This is a genomic window from Clostridium acidisoli DSM 12555 (assembly GCF_900176305.1).
GTDB classification, from domain to species: domain Bacteria; phylum Bacillota; class Clostridia; order Clostridiales; family Clostridiaceae; genus Clostridium_I; species Clostridium_I acidisoli.
In genome coordinates, this window is sequence record NZ_FWXH01000050.1 from 1 (window position 1) to 5,440 (window position 5,440).

Annotated in this window: 5 protein-coding genes and 2 riboswitches; all 5 genes read left to right on the forward strand. The window is 30.9% G+C overall.

Going from position 1 to position 5,440, the window contains the following annotated elements:
• Positions 1 to 16 precede the first annotated feature (16 nt).
• Positions 17 to 125, forward strand: a riboswitch (SAM riboswitch).
• 102 nt (positions 126 to 227) lie between these two features.
• The 5 genes from B8978_RS19175 to B8978_RS19195 are packed head-to-tail and all read left to right on the forward strand — an operon-like array spanning position 228 to position 5,093.
• On the forward strand, positions 228 to 1,241 hold the full coding sequence (locus tag B8978_RS19175) for an ABC transporter substrate-binding protein (protein WP_084117883.1): 1,014 nt from the start codon (positions 228 to 230) through the stop codon (positions 1,239 to 1,241).
• A gap of 46 nt (positions 1,242 to 1,287) precedes the next feature.
• Complete coding sequence (locus B8978_RS19180) at positions 1,288 to 2,070, forward strand: ABC transporter permease subunit (RefSeq protein WP_207651903.1); 783 nt, start codon at positions 1,288 to 1,290, stop codon at positions 2,068 to 2,070.
• Between the two features lie 15 nt (positions 2,071 to 2,085).
• Positions 2,086 to 2,862 (forward strand): ATP-binding cassette domain-containing protein, encoded by a 777-nt coding sequence (locus tag B8978_RS19185; protein WP_084117884.1) that lies wholly within the window; start codon positions 2,086 to 2,088, stop codon positions 2,860 to 2,862.
• A 27-nt stretch (positions 2,863 to 2,889) separates the two neighbouring features.
• Positions 2,890 to 3,987 carry a histidinol-phosphate transaminase gene (hisC, locus tag B8978_RS19190; protein ID WP_084117885.1) on the forward strand — a complete coding sequence of 366 codons (1,098 nt, stop codon included), beginning with the start codon at positions 2,890 to 2,892 and terminating at the stop codon, positions 3,985 to 3,987.
• 17 nt (positions 3,988 to 4,004) lie between these two features.
• Positions 4,005 to 5,093 (forward strand): iron-containing alcohol dehydrogenase family protein, encoded by a 1,089-nt coding sequence (locus B8978_RS19195; RefSeq protein ID WP_084117886.1) that lies wholly within the window; start codon positions 4,005 to 4,007, stop codon positions 5,091 to 5,093.
• A gap of 270 nt (positions 5,094 to 5,363) precedes the next feature.
• Positions 5,364 to 5,440: riboswitch (SAM riboswitch) on the forward strand. This riboswitch is flagged as partial in the annotation.

Sequence of the window (5,440 nt, forward strand, 5' to 3'; positions counted from 1 at the left end):
ATTAAAATTTAATATTTTCTTATCTAGAGAAACTGAGGGACTGGCCCAATGAAGTTTCAGCAACCAGTGTGTTTCATTCGCATGCATGGTGCTAAATCCAGCAGGAAATCCCTGAGAGATAAGGCTAAAATATATGAGAAATCCTCATTTAGTCTTATCTAAATGGGGATTTATTTTATAAAACAAGATATTAGAATACAAATGTTGAATTTAAGGAGGAAGTGGAGATGAAAAGATTTAAAACTTTAATAGTATTATTAGGAACTGTTTTTATATTAGCTGGATGTGGAAATAGTGAGGTGAAAAAAAATGACAGTAAAAAATCAGGTGTGGACTTAAGTAGTGTGACATTAAATGTAGGGGAAACTGGATGGGGAAACATAGAAGCCGAACTTAAAGCAGCAGGTCTAGATAAGACACCATATAAGGTTAATTATAGTGTATTTCAAGGTGGAAATTTATGTTTGGATGCATTGACAGCTGGTCATATAGACTTTACTGGAACAAGTGAAATACCGCCAATTTTTGAAGCACAATCCGCAAATAAGGATAAATTTAAAATTATAGCTGTGCAACAATCAAATACTTTAAATCAAGAATTGGTAATTCCAAAAGGTTCAACAATAAAAAATGTAGCAGATTTAAAAGGAAAAAAAGTAGCATATGTTAGTGCAACGACTGCTCACTATTTCTTACTTAAAATGCTTCAAAAAGCAGGTCTTAAATGGAGCGATATACAAGCAGAACAATTATCAGTTCCAGACGGACTAACAGCTTTAGTAAGTGGAAAAGTAGATGCTCTTGCAAGCTATGGAAATGCAATTACTGCCGCACATCAAAATGGTGCGACTACACTTGCTAGTGCAAAGACTATTTTATCTGGGAATTTTCCATATGAAGCATCAACGTCAGCAATTAATGATAAAGCTAAGCGTGCAGCTATAGTAGATTATCTAAGTAGATTAAATAAGGCATTTGCATGGGCAAGAAAAAATCAAAAAGCTTGGGCGCAAATTACAGCAGATAATACTCATCAAAAATTAGAAGATGCATTAAGCACTATTGTTGATGGAGACAAACTTAAGATTACACAGCTTGTACCAACATCAAAATCAGCAATAGCATCAGAACAAGATATCGCTAATGTATTTTTAGATGCTGGACTTTTGAAAACTAAAACTGATGTTAGCACTTTTTGGGATGACTCTTTCAATAGTCAAATAGAAAAATTTTCAAAGTAGAGTAGAACTATTGAATTAAGTTATTAAAGTGAGGTGAGTGTAACAAGTGAAAGATATAAAAAGAAGATCAGTTTTGAACAAAGTAATACCGTGGATAATTCCTATAATAATATTAATTGCATGGCAGGTATTGACTACAACAGGAATAGTGGCTGCAAATATATTTCCAACACCTGAGAAAGTTATTGCAGGAACTATAACATTAATAAAGAATGGACAGTTAACTAATAATATTTTAATTAGTACTAAAAGGGCAGTAATTGGATTTATTATAGGTGGTGGAATAGGTTTTGTTTTGGGACTCGTGAATGGAGTATCAAGAAGATCTGAAATAGCATTAGATTCTACAATTCAAATGGTAAGGAATATTCCCCATCTTGCACTAATGCCATTAGTAATCATTTGGTTTGGAATTGGAGAAGAAGCAAAATTATTTCTTATTTCTTTTGGAGTGTTCTTCCCAATATATTTAAACACCCTTCATGGTATTCGTACGATAGATTCAGGGCTTGTTGAAATGGGCAAGATTTACGGACTTAAAAGGAGAGCATTGTTTTGGAACATAATTTTACCTGGTGCGTTGCCTTCAATCTTAGTAGGCGTGAGACAATCACTTGGAATTATGTGGCTTACGTTAATCGTTGCAGAACAATTAGCGGCGGATTCAGGTATTGGATATATGGCAATGAATGCTCGTGAGTTTATGCAAATGGATGTAATTGTTCTTAGTATAATAATTTATGCTGTACTAGGTAAAATATCTGATAGTGCTGCTAAAATTTTAGAATTAAAATTGCTTAGGTGGCATCCAAACTATCAAAATAATTAAGCAAAGGTAGTGATTATGTTGAGTGAAGAAAAAAATACACATCTTCGTATTCAGAACCTTAAAAAGCGATTCGGAGATTTTGATGTATTGAAAAACATAGATATAAATATTGAACAAGGACAATTTATTGCTATTGTAGGGAGAAGTGGCTGCGGGAAGAGCACCCTTCTTAGGTTGATTGCAGGACTAGAACAACCTTCTGAAGGAGAAATATTAGTAAATGGTGAACTATTAAAAGGGTTATCTTCTGAAATTAGATTTCTATTTCAAGAAGCTAGATTATTACCCTGGAAAAAAATTTTAGAAAATGTAGAACTCGGTACAAAAAATAATGATAAAGAGCTTGCAATTTCAGCATTAAAGGAAGTAGGACTCGAAGATAGAGCAAAGGAATGGCCAAGTGTATTATCTGGTGGACAAAAACAAAGAGTTTCATTGGCAAGGGCATTAGCTTCAAGACCTAGACTTCTTTTATTAGATGAACCTTTAGGAGCTTTAGATGCTTTAACACGTATTGAAATGCAGAAGTTAATAGAAACTTTATGGAAAGAACAAAATTTCACAGCAATTTTGGTAACACATGATGTAAGTGAAGCAGTTACACTGGCGGATAGGGTAATTTTAATTAATGAAGGTAGCATAGCTATGGATGTAAAAATATCACTTGCTAGACCTAGAATAAAAAATAATGATTTTGCATATTTTGAAAAGTATATTTTAGATAAAGTTATGAAAAAAGATGAGGATTACGATAATGTAGTTTCTTTTGGAAAGACGGATTACACTATTTAGAATAATTTTTGAAAGAAGGTTAAGTTAATGTCATTAAAGTATAGGAAACCGCTAGATAATATTATATCTTATGCACCTGCTAAAACTATTGAAGAAATTGAAAGAGAACTTGGAATAGATAAAATAATAAGACTTTCAGCAAATGAAAATAGCTTAGGATATTCTCCTTTAGTAAAAGAAGCTATAGAGACATCTTTTAACAAAATTAATTTATATCCAGATTTTAATTGTAGCAAATTAAGAACTAAGCTTGCAGAAACTTATGGGTTTAACGAAAAACAACTTATATTTGGGAATGGTTCATTTGAACTTCTTTCTTTGATAGGAGAAGTTTTTATAAATCCTAATGAAGAATCTATAATTCCAGAACCATCTTTTGGATGGTATAAAGTAGTTACTTTAAAGATGGAAGGTAAAATAGTATCTGTTCCATTAAAAAATAATGGAATTGATTTAGACTATATAAAGGAGAAAATAAATGAAAAAACTAAAGTAATATGGTTATGTAATCCTAATAACCCAACAGGTACATATTTTTCAGAAGAAAGTTTAGTTCAATTTCTAAAATCTATACCATCAGACATAATAGTTGTTTTAGACGAAGCTTACTATGAATTTGTAGAAAACAAGGATTATCCTGATTCTGTAAAATTATTAGATAGATTCAAAAATATTATTATTTTAAGAACGTTTTCTAAAGTATATGGATTAGCATCTTTCAGGGTAGGTTATGGCATCACTAGTGAAGAAATTATTGCTGTTTTAAATAAAATAAGATTACCGATTAACGTTAATTTTTTAGCGCAGGTTGCCGCTAATGCAAGTTTAGAGGATCAAGAGTTTAGAAATAAAGTGTATTTAAATAATTTAAAAGAAAAGCAATTTTTCTACAAAGCCTTTGATGAATTGGATTTAGAATATATACCTACACAAACTAATTTTATAATGGTTGATGTAAAGAAAAACAGCTTAGAAGTATTTAATGAAGTATTAAAAAGAGGAATTTCCATTAGGGCTGGAATTGAATTTGGTATGAAGACCTGGCTTAGAATAACGATTGGAACGCCAGAAGAAAACAAATTACTTGTTCATATTTTAAAAGAAGTTTTAAATAACAATTTTTAGTGAGAGGAAGTTTTAATATGATAAGTATAAAAGCACCAGAAAAGTACGTAAGTGAAATAAATATTTTAGAACATAGTGGTAAATATATAGAAAAAATCGGGAAATATGCTTTGATAATAGGAGGCAAAACTGCACTAAAATCTGCAGGAGAAAAATTAACTAAAAGTCTTAGTGATAAAAATGTAAAATATAAGCTTGAGGAGTTTATAGGATATTGTACTTATGAAAATATAGATAAATATGTTATAGAAGCAAAAAAAATAGGGGTTGATGTTGTTATAGGCATAGGTGGTGGACGTGCATTAGACTTAGTGAAAGCAGTTGGAGAAAGATCAAATTTACCTGTTGTGACAGTGCCTACTATAGCAGCAACTTGTGCAGCTTGGTCTGCATTGTCAGTAATATATGATGACGAGGGTAGACATACTGATTATTTTTTGCTAGAAAATTCACCTAAGCTTATATTGGCTGACACTAGAATAATATATGAAGCTCCAAAAAGATATTTGAATGCAGGAATAGGGGATACTCTTGTTAAGTGGTATGAGGCAGCACCACATAAAACAGCCTTAAAGGATATATCAATAAGGATAGGTCTACAAACATCTGAACTAGCACTTGATATATTAAAAAATTATATTAATAGAATAGAAAAATCAGAATATATAGCTTTGGATGAAAAATTTCAAGAGGTTGTAGATGCAATTATTGTGTTAGCTGGCTTAGTTGGAAGTGTTAAAGGTGGAAATCACGCAGCTGCAATTGGACATACGCTTCATGATAGTTTAACACATGTTTTAGATACAAAGGGAACTTTGCATGGAGAAAAAGTAATTTTTGGATTGATTGTACAATTTATTTTAGAAGGAAAATCTGATAAGGAAGTAGAAAAACTTGTTTACATATTAAATTTGTTAAATTTGCCGGTTTCATTAGAGCAATTAGGAATAAAAGAAAATATAAATAATAAAATATCAAATATAACAAATGAAATAAATTTTACAATCGATGAGGTCAATGATCTTACATTTAGCGTGGACAAGAATTTAATTGAGAAGGCAATTGTTAAAGCTGATGAAATTGGGAGAAAAAGACTAGCAGTTTAGTAAATAACAGTTTGATAGAAAACTACTAAAAGTACAAGGCTTAGATTATAATTTAGTAGGTAAAACATAAATTTTTTATAATATTTAAAAAAATTTAAAAAACGTTTGACAAAAGCAGAATAGATAATTATAATAATAACAACAACTAAACAAATAAGAATAGTTGGATATATACAGTCGACTAGACAAACTAGAGACTATGTTTAACAATGTTTTATTTCTATAAAGCGTGGTTTAACATGGTCTTTTTTATTATTAAAATTTAATATTTTCTTATCTAGAGAAACTGAGGGACTGGCCCAATGAAGTTTCAGCAACCAGTGTGTTTCATTCGCATGCATGGTGCT

Bases quoted from the DNA above. Each gene is read 5' to 3' on its own strand.
- hisC (WP_084117885.1), top strand. From the start codon at position 2,890: ATGTCATTAAAGTATAGGAAACCGCTAGATAATATTATATCTTATGCA.
- B8978_RS19195 (WP_084117886.1), top strand. From the start codon at position 4,005: ATGATAAGTATAAAAGCACCAGAAAAGTACGTAAGTGAAATAAATATT.
- B8978_RS19175 (WP_084117883.1), top strand. From the start codon at position 228: ATGAAAAGATTTAAAACTTTAATAGTATTATTAGGAACTGTTTTTATA.
- B8978_RS19185 (WP_084117884.1), top strand. From the start codon at position 2,086: ATGTTGAGTGAAGAAAAAAATACACATCTTCGTATTCAGAACCTTAAA.